The sequence below is a fragment of the Arthrobacter sp. TMN-50 genome (assembly GCF_054511125.1).
The window spans coordinates 47,412-64,782 of record NZ_JBTNDG010000007.1; the positions used below are offsets into that span (position 1 = coordinate 47,412).

The window sequence follows — 17,371 nt, forward strand, 5'->3', positions numbered from 1 at the left end:
GTGTCTAGGATAAGCCGAAGGTCTGCCGGATGTGGCCCGTGGCGTGGGGAATCAGGTCCGGATTTTCCCAGTCGAGCCAGGTGATCCGGGGATCGGCGCGGAACCAGGTGAGCTGACGTCGGGCGAAGCGACGGGTCGCGTCGATGGTGTCGCTGGCCGCCTGGTCCGTGGTCACCTCACCATCGAGAACCTGCAGGAATTGGGCGTAACCGAGCGCTCTGGACGCGGTCCGGCCGGTGCGCAGTCCCTGGCTGGCGAGGGTAGCGACTTCATCGAGCAACCCCTCGTCCACCATGGCGTGGACCCTGGTAGCCAGGCGTTCTCGTAGGACGGCCCGGTCGACTTGCAGACCAAGCTGAAGTGCTGGCTGGTGGTAGCGGCGTTGCGGCATGAAGGAACTGAAGGGCCGGCCGGTCACCTCGTGGACTTCCAGCGCCCGGATCAGCCGCCGGTCGTCGAGGTCCCGACCGGCGGAGACCGGATCGATTCCCGCCAGCCGCTGGCGGAGGGAGTCGGCGCCGTCGCGCGCCAGGTCGCCCTCCAGCCGGGCCCTGATGGCGGGGTCGGTGCCGGGGAATTCGAGCACATCGAGGGCCGCCCGCAGGTAGAGTCCTGATCCGCCGACCAGGATCGGCAGCTTGCCCCGATCCCGGATAGCGGCGATCGTGGTGCGCGCCTGCATCTGGTACGCCGCAACGCTTGCTTCTTCGTTCACGTCGAGCGTGTCCAGCAGGTGATGCGGTATCCCCTGCCGTTCCTGGATGGTGACCTTGGCGGTCCCGATGTCCATGCCCCGGTAAAACTGCATGGAGTCGGCGTTGATGATTTCGCCGTCGAACTGGCGTGCCAGCTCAATCCCCAGGGTGGACTTCCCCGATCCCGTGGGCCCGACGACGGCGACCAGGGGTGGTGCTGCTGTGGCCGCCGCAGTCACCGTTAGGCGCCGCGGATCGGGAGCGAGGGCATCCCCAGTGACACGGCACCCGGCGTTAAGGCGCCTGAGCCGGTCGCACCGGGGGCTGGCGCGCCGCAGGAGTCGGCCTGGGACCGATCCCACGCGTCGCCGGCCCGGGACCGGCGGATGTGGATGTCAGCGCTCGACGCCGGATCGGCGACCAGGTGAAACGCAGCGGCTTCGGTGACGGTAATGGTGACCAGGTCGCCGGGCCGGGGTGGGTCGACGCCGTCGGGTACCGAGAAGTGGACCAGCCGCTGGTCGCGTGCCCGACCCGACAGGCGGTGGGTTTCACTGGCTTTGCGGCCCTGTTGGGAGGTCACCATCAGCTCGACGGTGCGTCCCAGTTGGCGGGCATTTTCTTCCGCGGCGATCCGGTCCTGCAAAGCGGTGAGACGCTCAAACCGTTCCTGCACCACTGCCTTCGGGATCTGGTCGGGCAGGTCCGCGGCAGGTGTGCCGGGACGCTTGGAGTACTGGAAGGTGAAAGCGGTGGCGAACCGGGACTTCTCGACGACGTCGAGGGTGGCCTGGAAGTCTTCCTCGGTTTCCCCGGGGAACCCGACGATAATGTCGGTGGAGATGGACGCGTGCGGCATCTTCTCCCGGACCCGGTCCAGGATGCCCAAGAACTTCGACGAACGGTAGGAGCGGCGCATGGCCTTCAGAATCCGGTCGGAACCCGACTGGAGTGGCATATGCAGCTGGGGCATCACGTTGCGCGTCTCGGCCATCGCATCAATGACGTCGTCGGTGAACGCTGCGGGATGAGGGCTGGTGAACCTGACCCGCTCGAGACCCTCGATGCTGCCGCAGGCGCGGAGCAGTTTGGCAAACGCACCCCGGTCACCGAATTCCACCCCGTAGGAGTTGACGTTCTGCCCCAGTAGGGTAACTTCGATGGCGCCGTCGGCGACCAGCGCTTCGATCTCGGCGAGGATTTCCCCCGGTCGTCGGTCGCGCTCCTTGCCCCGCAGTGCGGGCACAATACAAAAAGTGCAGGTGTTGTTGCAACCAACCGAGATGGACACCCACCCGGAGTAGACCGCGTCACGCTTGGTGGGCAGGGTGGACGGAAAAACGTCGAGGGACTCGAGGATCTCCAGCTGCGCCTCGTTGTTGTGGCGGGCCCGTTCCAACAGTGCCGGGAGCGCCCCGACGTTATGGGTGCCGAACACCGCGTCAACCCACGGCGCCTTCTTCAGGATGGTGTCGCGGTCCTTCTGGGCGAGGCAACCCCCAACCGCGATCTGCATACCCGGGTGGGTTTCCTTCACGGAGGCGAGCATGCCGAGATTGCCGTAGAGCTTGTTGTCGGCATTCTCGCGTACTGCACAAGTGTTGAAAACGACGACGTCGGCCTGCGTGTCTGTCGCCGCCGCATAGCCAGCATTCTCCAACAGCCCGGCGATCCGCTCGGAATCGTGGACGTTCATCTGGCACCCATAGGTGCGCACCTCGTAGGTGCGCTGCGCTCCGGATAGTGGCGCGGCAGCACCGCCCGACTCGGCCGTAGGCTCTACGGCGGGACCTGCGGCGGGAACTACGGGGAAGGTGGGGGCAATGAGACTCACCCGTTAAGGGTACGTGCGCCGGGCGCGGCCCCACAATCCGCTGCAGGGCGAAGGGGTACGGCGTGGGACAGGGGTGGTCAGTACCAGTTCATGCGCTGGGAATGCTGCCAGGCGGCGCACGGTGATCCGTACCGGCCCGAAATGTAGCCCAGCCCCCATTCGATCTGGGTGCGGTAGTTGGTGCGCCAGTCAGCACCGGCGCTGCCCATCTTGCTGCCCGGCAGCGACTGCGGGATGCCGTAGGCGCCACTGTAGGGGTTATTGGCGCTGGTCAGCCATCGTGATTCCTTGTTCCAAAGGTCGACCAGGCACTGGAACTCGCCGCCACCCCAGCCGAACGAGGATAGGCGGGAGGAGGCGTAGGCCTGGGCTCCGGCGGGGTCGTCAACGATTGGTGCGGGCGCCGGTGGAGCTGGTGCGGGGGTAGGAGTCGGCGCTGGTGCGGGGGTAGGAGTCGGCGCTGGTGCTGGCAGTTTTGGCGCGGTTCCGGGATCCGGCTCAGCGTGGGGCGGGGCAGGGGCCGGGCCAGGTATGGGTATTGGTGGAGGCGCTGGAGACTGAGGCGCTGGAGACTGAGGCGCCAGCCGTTGTGGCGCGGGACCCGCTACGACCGGCGGTGCAGGAGCCCGCGGTGGTGCCGTCGTTGTCACAGCGGCTTCGGCTGCCGCCCTGGCTGCCGCGGCAGCCTTTGCTGCTGCCTGTTGTTCGAGGAAAACCGCTTCCTCCTGCAGGCCCCGGATCCGGTCTGCCTCAAGGGCTGCCGTCGTGTCATTGAGCTCGGCGAGCTGTTCGAAGAGTTCAGCCGCACGGATTTCCTGTTCCTGGACCGATGCTCGGGCCGCAGCGTCGTCGTCCTGAGCGACGCCGAGGCGGGAGGCCGCTTCGGCAGTGAGCTCACGGTGCCGGTCGGTGGCGGCGTCGTAGCGGTCCTGCAGAGATTCCACTTCCTGTTCCGCGGCGACGGCGTCAGTATAGGAACCGGCGGCACGGTCGGTCACTGTTTCCAGCACCATCATCCGGTCGAGGAGATCCATGGCGCCCTCCGGATCCAGCAGCACCAGCATCCCGGAATTGGTGCTTCCCGTCTTGTAAGACAGGGCGGCGGCTGCGCCCGCTGCCTCGTGCAGGTCGGCTGACTCGGCTTTCGCGTTGGCTAACTGGACCGCAAGCGTGCCCGATAGCCGCTCGCTGAGCCGCAGCTCCTGTGCTGCGCGGCCGTGGTCGGCTGCGGATTGCACCGCCGCGTCGCCAAGCTCTGCCGAGGTCGAGCGCAGCCCCTCCAGGAGGGATTCAATCTCCGAGACCTGGTCCTGCTTGGCGGTGGCGTTGTCTTTGGCTGCCCGGATTTCATCCCAGGTCGGAAAGTCCTGGGCGACAGCGGGAGCAACGGGGGTCAGGAGCGAGGCGCCGAGCACCAGCACGGCTAACGCTGCACCAGCGCCCGTCCGTGCAGCAGTTAATGTCCGCCCCAAGCCGATCATGACGCTGCTCAGCCTACAGTTCAGTGTTCGGGGTCCGCCAGACCCTTACCCGCCGATTAAGGGAACGAATGGATAACGGGTTAGGGAAGCGCAGGCTGAAGAAACCGAATCGGTTGAGTCAGGTGGCTAAATCAGGTCAGTCGGGCTCAGGGCCGTCGCTGGCGCTCTCGGCATCCCCAGCACTCGTGTCATCGGCTGCCTCATCGAGGATGGATCTCACCACACCGAAGGCCAGTGATGGACCGTATCCCTTGCGCCCGAGCATGCTCACCAGGCGCCGGGTCTCCTTGTCGCGGGCCGCCCGATCAAGTCCCACGGCACCGGGCCGGTGCTTTCGGCGGACGAGCTGTTCGGCGGACTCTCGCTCCTCCTCGTCGCTCACCTGGGCGAGTGCCTCTTCGGCGAGCTCGCCGTGAATGCCCTTCTCGGCCAGCTCCCGTTTCAATGCGCTGCGGGCGAGCGAACGAGCCGACGCCCGGCTACGCACCCACATCATCGCGAACTCGGCGTCATCAACCAGCTGGACCTCTTCGAACCGGTCCAGCACGGCGACGGCCACCTCGTCCGGCACCTCCTGCTCCGCTAGTTTGGAGGCGAGCTGGTGGCGGCTCTTTGGTGCCAGCGTCAGTTGGCGCAGCACAATCGACCGGGCGGTGGCGTACTGGTCGGTGTCGGGCACCGGAACGTTGCCGCCGGCGCCCGATCGTTGGCGGCGCGGCTTCCGTTTGGCGTTTAGTCCGCCCGTGGATCCGCCATTCGGTCCGAAAGCCATGGCTGCCTAGCGATTCTCTCCGCTAACCGCCTTCAGCTTGGGCTCAGCCTTCGCCTTTGGCTCGACCGTTGCGTCCTCGGCCGCCACCCCCACGCCCAGCTTCTCGCGGATCCGGCGTTCCAGCTCGTCGGTCAGGTCTGGGTTGTCGAGCAGAAACTTGCGTGCGTTTTCTTTGCCCTGGCCCAGTTGGTCTCCGTCGTAGGTGAACCACGCACCAGACTTCTTCACGAAGCCTTCTTCCACGCCGACGTCGATCAGGCCGCCCTCGCGTGAAATCCCGTAGCCATACAGGATGTCGAACTCGGCCTGCTTGAAGGGCGGCGCCATCTTGTTCTTGACTACCTTGGCGCGGGTCCGGTTACCGACGGGAACCGCACCCTCTTTCAGGGTCTCGATCCGGCGGACGTCAATGCGGATGGACGCGTAGAACTTCAGAGCCTTACCACCGGTGGTTGTTTCGGGGCTACCGAAGAAGACGCCAATTTTCTCACGAAGCTGGTTGATGAAGATCGCCGTGGTTTTGCTCTGGGCGAGGCGGCCGGTGATCTTGCGGAGCGCCTGGCTCATCAGCCGTGCCTGCAAACCCACGTGGCTGTCGCCCATGTCGCCCTCGATCTCGGCGCGCGGCACCAGCGCCGCCACCGAGTCGATGACGATCACGTCTATCGATCCTGAGCCGATCAGCATATCCATGATCTCCAACGCCTGCTCACCGGTATCCGGCTGGGAGACCAGTAGGGCGTCGGTATCGACACCCAACCGCTTGGCGTATTCCGGGTCCAGGGCGTGCTCGGCGTCGATGAATGCCGCAATGCCGCCATTGCGCTGCGCGTTGGCGACGGCGTGCAGCGCCAGAGTGGTCTTACCGGAGGATTCCGGACCGTAGATCTCCACGACCCTGCCCCGGGGAAGCCCGCCTATGCCCAGTGCAGCGTCCAGCGCGATGGAACTGGTGGAGATGGTTTCAATCGGGGCGCGCACCTCATCGCCCAGGCGCATCACCGAGCCCTTGCCATACTGCTTGTCGATCTGCGCGAGTGCTGCTTCGAGTGCCTTCTCGCGGTCTGCTGGTGCGGCCATTCTTCACCTCGGTTTGTTGTGGCCGTGATGGCCGTTGTCGTGTTCAATTCGACCGTAGCCCGGGGCACCGACAAATTGAGAAGCTTCACGGCGTATGTGGATAACCACGACTGCCGTCTGTTAGAAATAATAGTCCCATCCGAACAAATATTCGAATAACTGACCCGGCGTGTCAGGGGTTGTACGGGCCTATTTGGGCGTGATGTCCCGGCCCAGCCGCCGTTCAGTCGGCACGTCCTGCAGTTCGCACACCGCTGCCCAAATGTCGCGGGGGCTAATCCCGGCCCCGAGCGCCTCGACCGGTGTGCGGCCGCCAAGGTCCGCCAGCACGATGGTGCGGGCCAGGGTGCGGGAATACCCACCGCCAAACTCGTCATCCATAAGCCGCCAAAAGGCACTGGTTCGCATGCAGTTATCCTCTCATTTCCGCTCGATTGCCGGTTGGACTTATTCCCACAACGAAACTCGTTCGTCGATCATTGTGTTGGTCACCATAGAATGAACCACATGACAGCCGAGCATCGTGACGCCGAGCCCACCATTGACACCGCCATCCAGGCGCTGGAGCAACAACTAAGCATGCTGTGGCGGAGGGCACGATCGAACTCCTACAAGGTGGCCCGGCGCGTCCACCCGGACATGGAACCGGCCGCCTACGGACTGCTGGTCATCCTGCAGCGGGAGGGTGCCATGAGATTGACCGACATTGCCGCGAGCATCGGCGTCGGGAAACCCTCGGTCAGCCGCCAGATCGCGATGCTCGAGCAGCTGGGGCTGGTGCAGAAGGAGGCCGACCCCCTCGACGGCCGGGCCCAGTCCATCACGCTGACCCCCGCCGGCTCGCAGCAGTTGGTGACCGCCCAGACCGCGCGCAAGGAAGCATTCCACAACCTGATGGATGACTGGGACGTCAAGGATCTCACCACCCTCGGCCAGTTGATTGCCCAGCTCAACGAGACGTACACCAAAGACAAGTGGTGATCGTCCCATAACAAAACCCGCCGGGATTACTCCGGCGGGTTTCGTCTACCCGGTCTGTTCAGGCTGCCGCCACCATGCTGTTAGCGGTTTGTTGCGGCCAGTCCGCGGCTGAAATCGTTGGCAAGGTCATCGGAAATGTCACCGACAAAGGCCCTGGCGAACTCCTGGGGCACGGTGTCAGGTACTGACACACCCTCTGCCTCGGCGAGACGCTCACTGACTTCGCGAAGCATGAGGGACAACGGAACGTCGAGCGCGGTACAGATTGAGGACAGGAGCTCCGAGGATGCTTCCTTCTGGCCTCGCTCCACCTCGCTCAGGTAACCCAGGGAGACTCGCGCGCTGTGCGAAACCTCGCGCAGCGTGCGTCCCTGCCGCTGGCGGACGTCTCGCAGGACATCGCCAATCTCATGGCGTAGGACTACCATTTTGCGCTCCTTCGGCTTGCGCTGTGCGTCGTCCGCCAACCCCACATCCCGCCAACGGACTACTCCGTTTATGGATACGGGTTGCTTTACCATCTGAATCGCCATGCTCCCTCGTTGCAATTGATCCGGCGTCTCCTTGGGGAGACGTACCGGCTTCGTAGTTTCAAGCCTAAGCCGTCAACCTGTTCACTGGCTGACAATTAGGATAACTGTTCGGTCCTAGGATTTGTTCCCTGCGTCCTGCCCGCGTAACAGAGCGCTCACCTGGTCCAGGGCGGCGCGGCAGGCACGTCTGCGGACCTCCTCGCGGTCGCCGTCGAACAGGTACTCGCTGACAGTTGTGCCGGAGGCCGACGCCACAGCAACGAAAACTGTACCCACCGCTTTGCCCCCGTGCGGCTTGGGTCCTGCGGCTCCCGTGGTTGAAACAGCCAGATCGGCGGTGAACACCCGGCGCGCCCCTTCGGCCATCTGGCGGGCGACGACGGCGTCAACGGCGCCGGTTGCGGCAAGCGCGCCGGCGTCAACACCCAGAACATCCACCTTGATTCGATTTTGGTAGGTCACCGCACCGCCCTGGAACACGTCGGAGGCGCCAGGTACCGCGCCGAGCGCTGCAGCGACCAACCCGGCGGTCACCGATTCGGCAGTCGCGACCGTGAGGTGGCGGGCGCCCGCCAGACGAACCAGCTCGGCGGCCGGCCCCGACGCTCCGCAGGATTCAGTCATTACGGCGTGGGGCTGCCCGGCTGCCCCGGGGCGCGAGCATCGCGCCGCAGCCGGACCGCCTGAGCAACATAGTCCAGCCCGGTGACGACCGTAACCGCGACTGCTGCGAGCATCACGGCGATGGCCAGCCAGGAATACCAGTTCCCCACCAGCCCGGCAAGCGGGAGCAGGTACAGGAAGACCGCGAACGTCTGGATCACCGTTTTGAGTTTTCCGCCACGCGACGCGGGCATCACGCCATACCGGATGACGGCGAACCGCAGCACGGTGATGCCCAGCTCACGGACCAGGATCACAATGGTCACCCACCACCAGAGTTCGCCCAGCACCGAGAGCAGGATCAGGGCTGAACCGATCAGCAGCTTGTCGGCGATCGGATCCGCGATCTTCCCAAAGTCGGTGATCAGCCCCCGACTGCGGGCCAGGTCGCCGTCGAGCTTATCGGTGTAGATTGCGACGGCGAAGACCGCTACGGCCAGCCAGCGGAACAGTCCCCCGCTGCCGTCGTCGGCCGAGTCGTCGAGCAGCAGGAACCAGATGAAGAACGGGACCAGCAGGATCCGCACCACCGTCAGGACGTTGGCGATGTTCAGCGTAGGGACCTTTTTGGCCGGCGGAATACTCACGGCTCAAGGTTACCTTCCCGTAAGGGACCAGGCGTCAGTGGAACCGTCATCGCCGCCGTCGGATCCGTCGGATCCGTCATGATATTGGCCCGCCTGTCGACGCGCCTCAAGATCATCAGCCACCAGATCGATGGGAGGGGCGGCGCTGGCGACCGGTTCGTCGGGGACCGAGACCGGGCCGTCGCCGCGCATGGCGCCAAGCACGGCTGCCAGGTCATCCGGCTTGACCAGCACATCGCGGGCCTTGGAGCCTTCCGAGGGCCCCACCACCCCACGAGATTCCAGGAGGTCCATCAGCCGGCCCGCCTTGGCGAACCCGACCCGCAGCTTACGCTGCAGCATGGAGGTGGAACCGAACTGGGTGGTGACCACCAGTTCGGTTGCCTGCAGCAGGACGTCGAGATCGTCGCCAATGTCGTCGTCAATCTGCTTCTTCGGCGCCTCGACCGCCACGTCCTCGCGGTAGTTGGCCTTCAGCTGGCCCTTGACGTGCTCCACCACCCGGTGGATCTCAGACTCGGTGACCCAGGCGCCCTGCACCCGCATCGGTTTGGAGGCACCCATGGGGAGGAAGAGCGCGTCGCCCTGCCCGATCAGCTTCTCCGCGCCGGGCTGGTCCAGGACCACGCGGGAGTCGGTGACCGACGACGTCGCAAACGCCATCCGTGACGGCACGTTGGCCTTGATCAGGCCCGTGACGACGTCGACCGACGGCCGCTGGGTGGCAAGCACCAGGTGGATGCCGGCGGCACGCGCCAACTGGGTGATCCGCACAATCGAGTCTTCGACGTCGCGTGGTGCCACCATCATCAGGTCGGCGAGTTCGTCGACGATGACCAGCAGGTAGGGGTAGGGGCGGACCACGCGCTTCGACCCCTCGGGCGGGATGACTTTCCCATTCCGGACGGCCTTGTTGAAGTCGTCGATGTGCTTGTAGCCGTAGTTCGCGAGGTCATCGTAACGGGTGTCCATTTCGCGAACCACCCATTGAAGCGCCTCGGCAGCCTTCTTGGGGCTGGTGATGATGGGGGTGATCAGGTGGGGAACACCCTCGTAGGCGGTGAGTTCCACCCGCTTGGGGTCAACCATCACCATACGCACCTCGTCGGGGGTCGAGCGCATCAGGATCGACGTGATCATCGAGTTCACGAACGACGACTTGCCGGCACCGGTGGCGCCGGCTACGAGCAGGTGGGGCATCTTGGCCAGGTTGGCAACGACGAACCCGCCCTCCACGTCCTTACCGACTCCCATCACCATCGGGTGGTCGGTTTTACGGGCGTTGCCGGAGCGCAGCACGTCACCCAGCGAGACCGTTTCCCGGTCGGTGTTGGGGATCTCGATGCCGATCGCCGATTTGCCCGGGATCGGGGACAGGATCCGGACGTCGGAGCTCGCGACCGCGTAGGAAATGTTCTTGGACAGGGCGGTCACCCGTTCCACCTTGGTGCCCGGTGCCAGTTCGATCTCGTACCGGGTCACGGTGGGGCCGCGGGAGAAGCCGGTCACCTTGGCGTCGACGTGGAACTGGTCGAGGGTGTGGGTCAGCGCGGCGACCACCGAGTCGTTGGCTTCGGAGCGTTCCTTGGGCGGAGTTCCCGCAGGCAGGTAGTCCGACGGCGGCAGCGTGTAGGTGACGTCGCCGGCCAGTTGCAGCTGCTCGGTCCGCTGCGGCATGGGGGTCGGCGGTACCTGCGGCTGCACCGGGGTTGAAGGAACGCGGGGCGCAGCCGTGGGGAGCACTGCCATGGCTTCGGTGGCCGGTTCGGGGCTGTGCGCGTTCGGGTCGTGTCCAGGGTCATGAAGATCTGCCGGGATGCCGTGATCCTGCTTGATCTTCTCGGTGGCCCGTTCTTGTTGGGTGGGCCGGCGAACCCCTGGTGGCACCCGCGGCTCGGCCGAAGCCGCTGCCTGATGCGCTGCCGGCCGCTGGTCCCCGGCGTCGTCGGCGTCCACCACCGCCCGCTCAAACGCTTCGTCACCCACATAGCCGTCCAGGTCAGCCTGTTCGCGGTCAGCCGCACGGTCGCGTCCGAAGAGACGCATTTTTCGTTTGGGTTTTTTGGCAGGAGCGGAGTTGCGTTCGTCAAGGTAGCTCTGGTCGTGCTTCCCACCGGCAGCCTCGCCGTCCCCCGCCTCGTTTTTCTTCTGCCGGTCGTCGTCAATGAGGTCCTGCCCCATGAGGTGCTCATACAGGGCCCGGAGCCGGGAGGGGATATGCCGGAAGGGGGTGGCGGTGACGATAAGCACGCTGAGGAAGATCAGGGCCGACAGCAGAATAATTACTGGCCATTCGGTCAGGATTCCGGTGAGGGGTCCGGCGACGAGGAAGCCCACCACTCCCCCGGCCTGCCACAGGCGTTCGAATCCGTCCGCGAGGGCTGGGGCCCCGCCGGAGAGATGGGCAATACCGGAACCGGCGAACAATGCGATGGTCATGCCAATGGCTACCCGGTTGTTGGCACGGTGATTCTCGGGGTATCTGAAGAGGCGGACAGCGCCGATCAGCAGCATGAACGGCACCAGCAGCGCCATCCAGCCGAAAGTTCCCGCTGCGACTGCGTGCACCACGTCGGCTCCGGGGCCGGTCAGGGCCCACCACTCGACTGCCGCAACAGCGACGCTGAGGATCATGAGGAACAGGCCGGTGCCATCCCGGCGCAGGTCCTTTTCCGGGCGGACGTCGTGCCCAAACTTACGGACCCCTGACGCGACCATCTGGGCACCGCCCATCCACAGTCCCCTCAAGGCACGCAGGGGCAGGGGAAGGGTGTCGTTGGGCAGCGCAGGCTGTTGTTTGGTCGGTTGCCTGCCACCGCTTTTGATAGCACCGCTGCGGCCCGAAGTTGAACGCGCAGCAGTCGAGGTGTCTTTACCGCGCGACTGCTGTGAACCCCTGGGGCCCGGGGAAGTACGAGTCGCCATAGAGCCAACGGTACCGGACATCGCCCCGGATTTCCGGGACATACGCGGCCGGTTCTGCACAGCTGCCCGCAAGGTGAGCGCGTTCGGTGGGCATCGACGCCTATGCCCAGTGGGTCCCGGGTCCCGGCGGGCAGGCGTGCTGCCTGCCCGGTCGTCTAGGCTTCCAGGACCACCGGAATGATCATGGGCCGGCGGCGATAGCGGCGATTGACCCAGGTGCCGATCACCCGGCGGACCACCTGCTGGAGCTGGTAGACCGTGTGATCCTTGTTGCTCATCACGGCTTCCTCGAGTGCTGCGTTCAGCTTGGGCTTGATCTCGTCGAACACGGAGTCGTCCTCGGCAAAACCACGGGCGTGGATGTCGGGACCCGACACAATCTTGCCGGTGCTCCGGTTGACCACAGTGACAATGGAAATGAACCCCTCCTCGCCGAGGATGCGGCGGTCCTTGAGATCGGCGTCCGTGATCTCCCCGATACTCGATCCGTCCACGTAAACGAACCCGCATTCCACTGCACCAACCACCCGGGCGACCCCGTTCGCCAGGTCGATCACCGACCCGTCGTCAGTGAGCAGCACGTTCTCGGTGGGGACGCCGGTCTGCTCGGCCAGGCGGGCGTTGGCAATCAGGTGCCGGGTTTCCCCATGCACCGGCATCACGTTGCGCGGCTTGAGGATGTTGTAGCAGTAGAGCAGTTCGCCGGCTGCCGCGTGCCCTGAGACATGGACTTTCTCGTTGCCTTTGTGGATGACGTCGGCGCCGAGCTTGAGCAGCCCGTTGATGACCCTGAATACCGCGTTCTCGTTGCCGGGGATCAGGGAAGACGCGAGGATCACCGTGTCCCCCTTCCCGACTGTGATCCTATGGTCGCCGTTGGCCATCCGGGACAGGGCAGCCATCGGCTCGCCCTGGGACCCGGTGGACATCAGGACCACCTTGTCGTCAGGCAGGCTATCGACGTTTTTGATGTCGACGAGGATTCCCTCGGGGACCTTGAGGTACCCGAGTTTCGCGGCGATGGTCATGTTCCGCACCATGGATCGCCCGGCGAAGCAGACGAAGCGACCGTGGGCTTCGGCGGCGTCGAGGACCTGCTGGACCCGGTGGATGTGGGATGAGAACGAGGCGACGATGATCCGTTTGGTGACCTGCCCGAACAGGCGGTTCAGCACGGGACCGATTTCCCGTTCAGCGGTGGTGAAGCCGGGCACGTCGGCGTTGGTGGAGTCGACCATGAACAGGTCGACCCCCTCCTCGCCCAACCGGGCAAACGCGCGGAGGTCGGTGATCCGCCCGTCCAACGGGAGCTGGTCCATCTTGAAGTCGCCGGTGTGCAGGACGTTGCCAGCGGTCGTTCTGATAAACACGGCCAGAGCGTCAGGGATCGAGTGGTTGACCGCTACGAATTCGCACTCGAACGGGCCGAACTGTTCGATCTGCCCCTCGGTGACGGTGAGGGTGTAGGGGGTAATCCGGTGTTCCTGCAGTTTCGCTTCGATCAGGGCCAGGGTGAGCTGGGAGCCGATCAGCGGGATGTCTTTCTTGTGCCGCAGCAGGTACGGGACAGCACCGATGTGGTCCTCGTGACCGTGCGTCAGGACCAGGCCGACGACGTCGTCGAGCCGGTCCTCGAGGTAGGAGAAGTCGGGGAGGATCAGGTCAACGCCGGGCTGGGTTTCTTCGGGGAACAACACGCCACAGTCGACGATGAGCAGTTTGCCGTCCAGCTCAAAGACCGCCATGTTCCGGCCAATCTCCCCCAGCCCGCCCAGCGGGACGATGCGGAGCACACCCGGCGCCAGGTCCGGTGGGGTGATGAGTGCTGTGGCGGCCGACACCGTCATGCCGGGGTTCCGTCAGCGGTCCGGGTGGAGCGCGGGCGGTCGAAATTCATCCCCGCTTCGGCCAGGTCGGCGAGAATGGGTTCCATCTCGGTGGCGGAAGGCCCCACGAGGGGAAGCCTGACTGCAGCGTTGGGGATCAGGCCCTGCATCCTGAGGATCTGCTTCGCCGACACGGCTCCGGGAATGTGGGTCATGACCGCGCGGACCACTGGGTCCAGCTCGAAGTGGATCCGGCGGGCGGTGGCGACGTCACCCGCACCGGCGGCGTCGACCAGGGCCCTGAACTGGGCGGTCGCGACGTGGGCGCTGACGCTGACCACGCCCACGCCTCCGGCGATCATCCACGGCAGGGTGAGGCCGTCGTCGCCGGAGTACACGTCGAGGGTGGTGTTGGCGAGGACCCGGGTGATCTCGGCGAAGTCTGCTTTCGCATCCTTGAGGGCAACGATTTTCGGGTTGTCAGCCAACCGGATCATAGTCTCGGTGCGGATCGGGATCCCGGACCGGCCGGGAATGTCGTAGATCATGATGGGCAGGTCGGTGGCTGCCGCGACCGCTTCGAAGTGGGCCAGCACCCCGGCCTGGGTGGGCTTGTTGTAGTAGGGGGTGACCACCAGCTGTCCGTCGACGCCGGCACGTTCGGCGCGCCGGGCCATCTCGACCGAGTGGGACGTGTGGTTGGTGCCGGTGCCGGCGATCACTTTGGCACGCCCGCCCACCGTTTCGACAACTACCCTGAAAAGGTCTTCCTTCTCCTGGTCCTCCAGTGTTGAGGTTTCCCCGGTGGTGCCGGAGATGACCAGCCCGTCGCAGCCGTCGTCGACCAGTTGACTGGCGAGCTGGGCCGTGGCGTCGAAGTCAATGCTGCCATCGGCGTGGAACGGGGTCACCATCGCGATGGCCAGGGTGCCGAAGGGAAGGGTGCGGGTGTCGGTGTGAGGCATGGGTAAAACGTTACCCGGTTCGGCGTCATTTGGCGTCCGCAGCGCAGCGCCGCGGCGTGGATGCGACGCCCTGTGAGACGATCAGGTCATGGCATCCCCCACCGTTTCCCGTCGAGTAAGCGGGGTCGACGCCGCACGCGGCGTAGCTCTTTTCGGGATGATGAGCACCCATATTTTCCCGCTCTACGTTCCGGGGACCGTGGCCGCCACCTGGGTGGCGCTGGTCTTCTCCGGGCGGGCGTCGGCCCTGTTCGCCGTCGTCGCTGGCCTCGGGCTGGCCCTGCTGACCGGTGGAAACCGGATCCACAACCACCCGGCGTTGGCGATGGACCGGCGGGGTATCGCAGCCCGCGCGGCGGTGATCCTGCTGATCGGGCTGATCCTGGGCGGGCTGGAGACCAACATCGCGATCATCCTGTTTCACTATGGGGTGCTGTTCCTGCTCGCGCTGCCGTTCGTGGCGATGCCCCTGGGGCGCCTCGCGTGGTGGGCTGCCGGCTGGGTGCTGCTGTCCCCCGTCGCCGCCTACCTGCTGCGCCCGTGGATCACTGCAACGGTGAATCCGCCCTCGGTTGGTGGCAATCCCCTGTTTGAGACACTGCTGGAGCCAGCGACCCTGTTGGCCGACATTACTGTGACCGGTTATTATCCGGCATTGCAATGGCTGAGCTACCTCCTGATTGGAATGGTCGTCGGTCGGCTGCCCCTGAAGGACCTTCGGGTGCAACTGGGCCTGGTGGTGACGGGTGCAGCGGCGGCCATCGCAGCGAAGGCTGTCAGCGGCTATCTGCTGGGCCCGGCCGGTGGCCTGGCTGCGCTACTGCAGACCCCCGACGGCCGCCGATACCCGCTCGAGGCGATGATGAACGTCAGCCTGACCGGTGTCGACCAGTCGGGCTCGTGGTGGTGGTTGGCGGTCAGCGCTCCCCATTCGGGGTCCCCGCTGGATTTGCTCCATACCAGCGGTACGGCTGCCCTGGTGATCGGGCTGTGCCTGCTCGCGACCCGGCGGTTCAACGCCGCCCTACTTCCCCTGTCGGCGGCTGGCGCGGTGACCCTGACCCTGTACACCATTCATATCTGGACCATGAGCATTGTCGACGCTCAGGATCCAGTGCCGGAGCCATCACTGGTCTATTGGGGCCAGGTGGTGGTGTTCGTTGTCCTGGGGGTGCTCTTACTGAAGGTCAATGCCCGCGGGCCGTTGGAACTGTTGACCTCGGGTGCATCCCGGGCGGCTCGGACCGGTGTGAGCAGCTAAACCAGGCTGGAGCGTCGGCGGGTGTAGTTCCTGCCGTGGACTGCCAGGAGGAGCCCGGCCAGCATGCAGCCGGCAACGAGGAACAGCGGACCTGCGCCGACCGGACTGATGAGCAGACTCATCAGGATCTGGTAGCTGGTTGATTCGCCGACACCATCTGGTGCCGGTAAGAACATTACGTAGGGATTCAAACCTTTCAGGGAGAACACCACCGACATCACGCCGGCAGCCACCATCGACCCGGCCAGCAGCCACGCTCCGACGAAGAATGGGTTGACAGACCGGTTGCCCGTACCGCGTGGCCCGCGGGTCCGGTCGTCGGTGCCACGCTGCCCCGCGCCGCCCTCGTCGTCGTCGTCGTCGTCGTCGTTTGAAGCATGACGCTCACCGGAAACGCCCACTTCAGTGATGATGACCCGGTTCGTATCGTATTTTTCAGTCCCCATGTGGCGACTATACGGACCATCTGCCAGGGTGCCAACCAAATTCACTCGGCACCGAAAGTTAGTGGGCAGTTTTGTACAGCTTCCCGGCCGTCCGCATGGAGCGCCGGGCGCGGGTCCTGTCCCCGGCTGCATCGTAGGCGCAGGAGAGTCTGAACCAGCCCCGCCAGTCCTCTGGTGCTGCCTCCACCGCCGCCTGGTATTCGGGGAACCGGGCGTCGGCCGCCGACCTGACTATTCGGCCCGCGGGAGTCCGGGGCAGGTCATCGACGGGAAGCCCGCCCTCGGCGTCTAGTTCGTTGGCCATCGTCGACGTCTGCATCCCGAACAGGAGCTCGCGGATCATGGCCCACCCGCCGATCAGCGGCAACAGGAGGTAGGCGAGCCCCAGGGCTTTGGCCACCAGGTCCGGGTCGGCCAGGAGGATGATGCTGCGTTGTAGTGCGACGACGAGCCAGAAGACGAGCAGCAGGCTCACCAGTGCCACCCCCACCTTGGCGCGGTGGCGCTTCACGGTGCCAAGGAATCCAACAGTTTCAGCCATGCGGGGTTTCACGCTTCCAGATCGAGGTAGCCGTCAAGCCCGACCGTCAGGCCGGGGTGGGCTGCGACGCCGCGGATGCCCAGCAGCACGCCGGGCATAAACGACTCGCGATGATACGAATCATGACGAATAGTGAGTTGCTCGCCCGCACCACCAAGGAGCACCTCCTGGTGCGCCACCAGACCGCGCAGCCGCACCGAGTGCACCCGTACGCCGTCGACGTCGGCTCCGCGGGCCCCGCCGCGCTCACTGGTGGTCGCATCGGGGCTGGCGGGGAGGCCAGCTTCGCGGCGTGTTTGTGCGATCAGGGCCGCCGTCCGGACCGCGGTACCCGAAGGGGCGTCCACTTTGTCGGGGTGGTGCAGTTCGACGATCTCCACCGACTCGAAGTACCTGGCGGCGCGGGCGGCAAAAGCAGTGGCGAGCACCGAGCCGAGCGCAAAGTTGGGGGCGATCAACACTCCGGTCGCCGGATGGTCGGTCAGGAGGGTGCGGAGCCGGTCCAGGCTGGGGTCGTCCCAACCGGTGGTGCCCACAACGGCGTGGATGCCGCGCTCGACGGCGAACGCCACGTTCGCGAAGGTGGCATCGGGAACCGACAGGTCAACGATGCACTGCGCCCCCGCGGCGACGAGGGCGTCCAGGGAATCGTGCCGCCCCAAGGCGGCGACGAGCTCGAGGTCCGGCGCGGCGTCGATGGCTTTCACGGCCTCCGACCCCATCCGCCCGGCGGCACCCAGCACGGCCACGGCAAGTTGTTCAGTCATTACCTCAGCGTACT

At 65.4% G+C, this 17,371-nt stretch carries 17 protein-coding genes; 2 read left to right on the forward strand and 15 right to left on the reverse strand.

The features are described 5' to 3' along the window. Positions 1-4 precede the first annotated feature (4 nt). From miaA to ACX80A_RS10115, 6 genes are all read right to left on the reverse strand, one after another. Positions 5-934 (reverse strand): tRNA (adenosine(37)-N6)-dimethylallyltransferase MiaA, encoded by a 930-nt coding sequence (gene miaA, locus ACX80A_RS10090; RefSeq protein WP_459259568.1) that lies wholly within the window; start codon positions 932-934, stop codon positions 5-7. A gap of 2 nt (positions 935-936) precedes the next feature. Further along, entirely contained in the window at positions 937-2,529 is a 1,593-nt protein-coding gene (gene miaB / locus ACX80A_RS10095; protein WP_459259569.1) for a tRNA (N6-isopentenyl adenosine(37)-C2)-methylthiotransferase MiaB, read from the reverse strand. A 77-nt stretch (positions 2,530-2,606) separates the two neighbouring features. Then, positions 2,607-4,010, reverse strand: coding sequence for a coiled-coil domain-containing protein (locus tag ACX80A_RS10100; protein ID WP_459259570.1), 1,404 nt, complete (start codon positions 4,008-4,010; stop codon positions 2,607-2,609). Positions 4,011-4,146: 136 nt separating this feature from the next. Beyond that, positions 4,147-4,782, reverse strand: a complete 636-nt coding sequence (locus ACX80A_RS10105) for a regulatory protein RecX (RefSeq protein WP_459259571.1) — start codon at positions 4,780-4,782, stop codon at positions 4,147-4,149. Positions 4,783-4,788: 6 nt separating this feature from the next. After that, positions 4,789-5,862 carry a recombinase RecA gene (gene recA, locus ACX80A_RS10110; protein WP_459259572.1) on the reverse strand — a complete coding sequence of 358 codons (1,074 nt, stop codon included), beginning with the start codon at positions 5,860-5,862 and terminating at the stop codon, positions 4,789-4,791. 189 nt (positions 5,863-6,051) lie between these two features. Next, on the reverse strand, positions 6,052-6,270 hold the full coding sequence (locus tag ACX80A_RS10115; RefSeq protein WP_459259573.1) for a DUF3046 domain-containing protein: 219 nt from the start codon (positions 6,268-6,270) through the stop codon (positions 6,052-6,054). A 99-nt stretch (positions 6,271-6,369) separates the two neighbouring features. Here ACX80A_RS10115 and ACX80A_RS10120 point away from each other — a divergent pair, with 99 nt between their 5' ends. Beyond that, a complete protein-coding gene (locus tag ACX80A_RS10120) occupies positions 6,370-6,843 on the forward strand; it encodes a MarR family winged helix-turn-helix transcriptional regulator (protein WP_459259574.1) in 474 nt (157 codons plus the stop codon). Between the two features lie 80 nt (positions 6,844-6,923). On the opposite strand, the gene ACX80A_RS10125 is transcribed toward ACX80A_RS10120, so the two are convergent. From ACX80A_RS10125 to dapA, 6 genes are all read right to left on the reverse strand, one after another. Next, positions 6,924-7,364, reverse strand: coding sequence for a helix-turn-helix domain-containing protein (locus ACX80A_RS10125; protein ID WP_459259575.1), 441 nt, complete (start codon positions 7,362-7,364; stop codon positions 6,924-6,926). 126 nt (positions 7,365-7,490) lie between these two features. Then, a complete protein-coding gene (locus ACX80A_RS10130) occupies positions 7,491-8,000 on the reverse strand; it encodes a CinA family protein (protein ID WP_459259576.1) in 510 nt (169 codons plus the stop codon). Continuing rightward, complete coding sequence (pgsA, locus tag ACX80A_RS10135) at positions 8,000-8,626, reverse strand: CDP-diacylglycerol--glycerol-3-phosphate 3-phosphatidyltransferase (RefSeq protein ID WP_459259577.1); 627 nt, start codon at positions 8,624-8,626, stop codon at positions 8,000-8,002. The genes ACX80A_RS10130 and pgsA overlap by 1 nt, the downstream gene beginning before the upstream one ends. A gap of 9 nt (positions 8,627-8,635) precedes the next feature. Next, entirely contained in the window at positions 8,636-11,551 is a 2,916-nt protein-coding gene (locus ACX80A_RS10140) for an FtsK/SpoIIIE family DNA translocase (RefSeq protein ID WP_459259578.1), read from the reverse strand. A 155-nt stretch (positions 11,552-11,706) separates the two neighbouring features. Further along, positions 11,707-13,398: a ribonuclease J gene (locus ACX80A_RS10145; protein WP_459259579.1), complete on the reverse strand. Its 1,692-nt coding sequence runs from the start codon at positions 13,396-13,398 to the stop codon at positions 11,707-11,709. Continuing rightward, complete coding sequence (gene dapA, locus ACX80A_RS10150) at positions 13,395-14,342, reverse strand: 4-hydroxy-tetrahydrodipicolinate synthase (protein ID WP_459259580.1); 948 nt, start codon at positions 14,340-14,342, stop codon at positions 13,395-13,397. The genes ACX80A_RS10145 and dapA overlap by 4 nt, the downstream gene beginning before the upstream one ends. 88 nt (positions 14,343-14,430) lie before the next feature. On the opposite strand from dapA, the gene ACX80A_RS10155 reads away from it, so the two are divergent. After that, positions 14,431-15,603 (forward strand): heparan-alpha-glucosaminide N-acetyltransferase domain-containing protein, encoded by a 1,173-nt coding sequence (locus ACX80A_RS10155; RefSeq protein WP_459259581.1) that lies wholly within the window; start codon positions 14,431-14,433, stop codon positions 15,601-15,603. Here the strand turns inward: ACX80A_RS10155 and ACX80A_RS10160 are convergent. The 3 genes from ACX80A_RS10160 to dapB are packed head-to-tail and all read right to left on the reverse strand — an operon-like array spanning position 15,600 to position 17,357. Next, entirely contained in the window at positions 15,600-16,049 is a 450-nt protein-coding gene (locus ACX80A_RS10160; protein ID WP_459259582.1) for a hypothetical protein, read from the reverse strand. The genes ACX80A_RS10155 and ACX80A_RS10160 overlap by 4 nt on opposite strands. Before the next feature lie 58 nt (positions 16,050-16,107). Then, positions 16,108-16,590: a hypothetical protein gene (locus tag ACX80A_RS10165; RefSeq protein WP_459259583.1), complete on the reverse strand. Its 483-nt coding sequence runs from the start codon at positions 16,588-16,590 to the stop codon at positions 16,108-16,110. Positions 16,591-16,598: 8 nt separating this feature from the next. After that, a complete protein-coding gene (gene dapB, locus ACX80A_RS10170) occupies positions 16,599-17,357 on the reverse strand; it encodes a 4-hydroxy-tetrahydrodipicolinate reductase (protein WP_459259584.1) in 759 nt (252 codons plus the stop codon). Positions 17,358-17,371 lie beyond the last annotated feature (14 nt).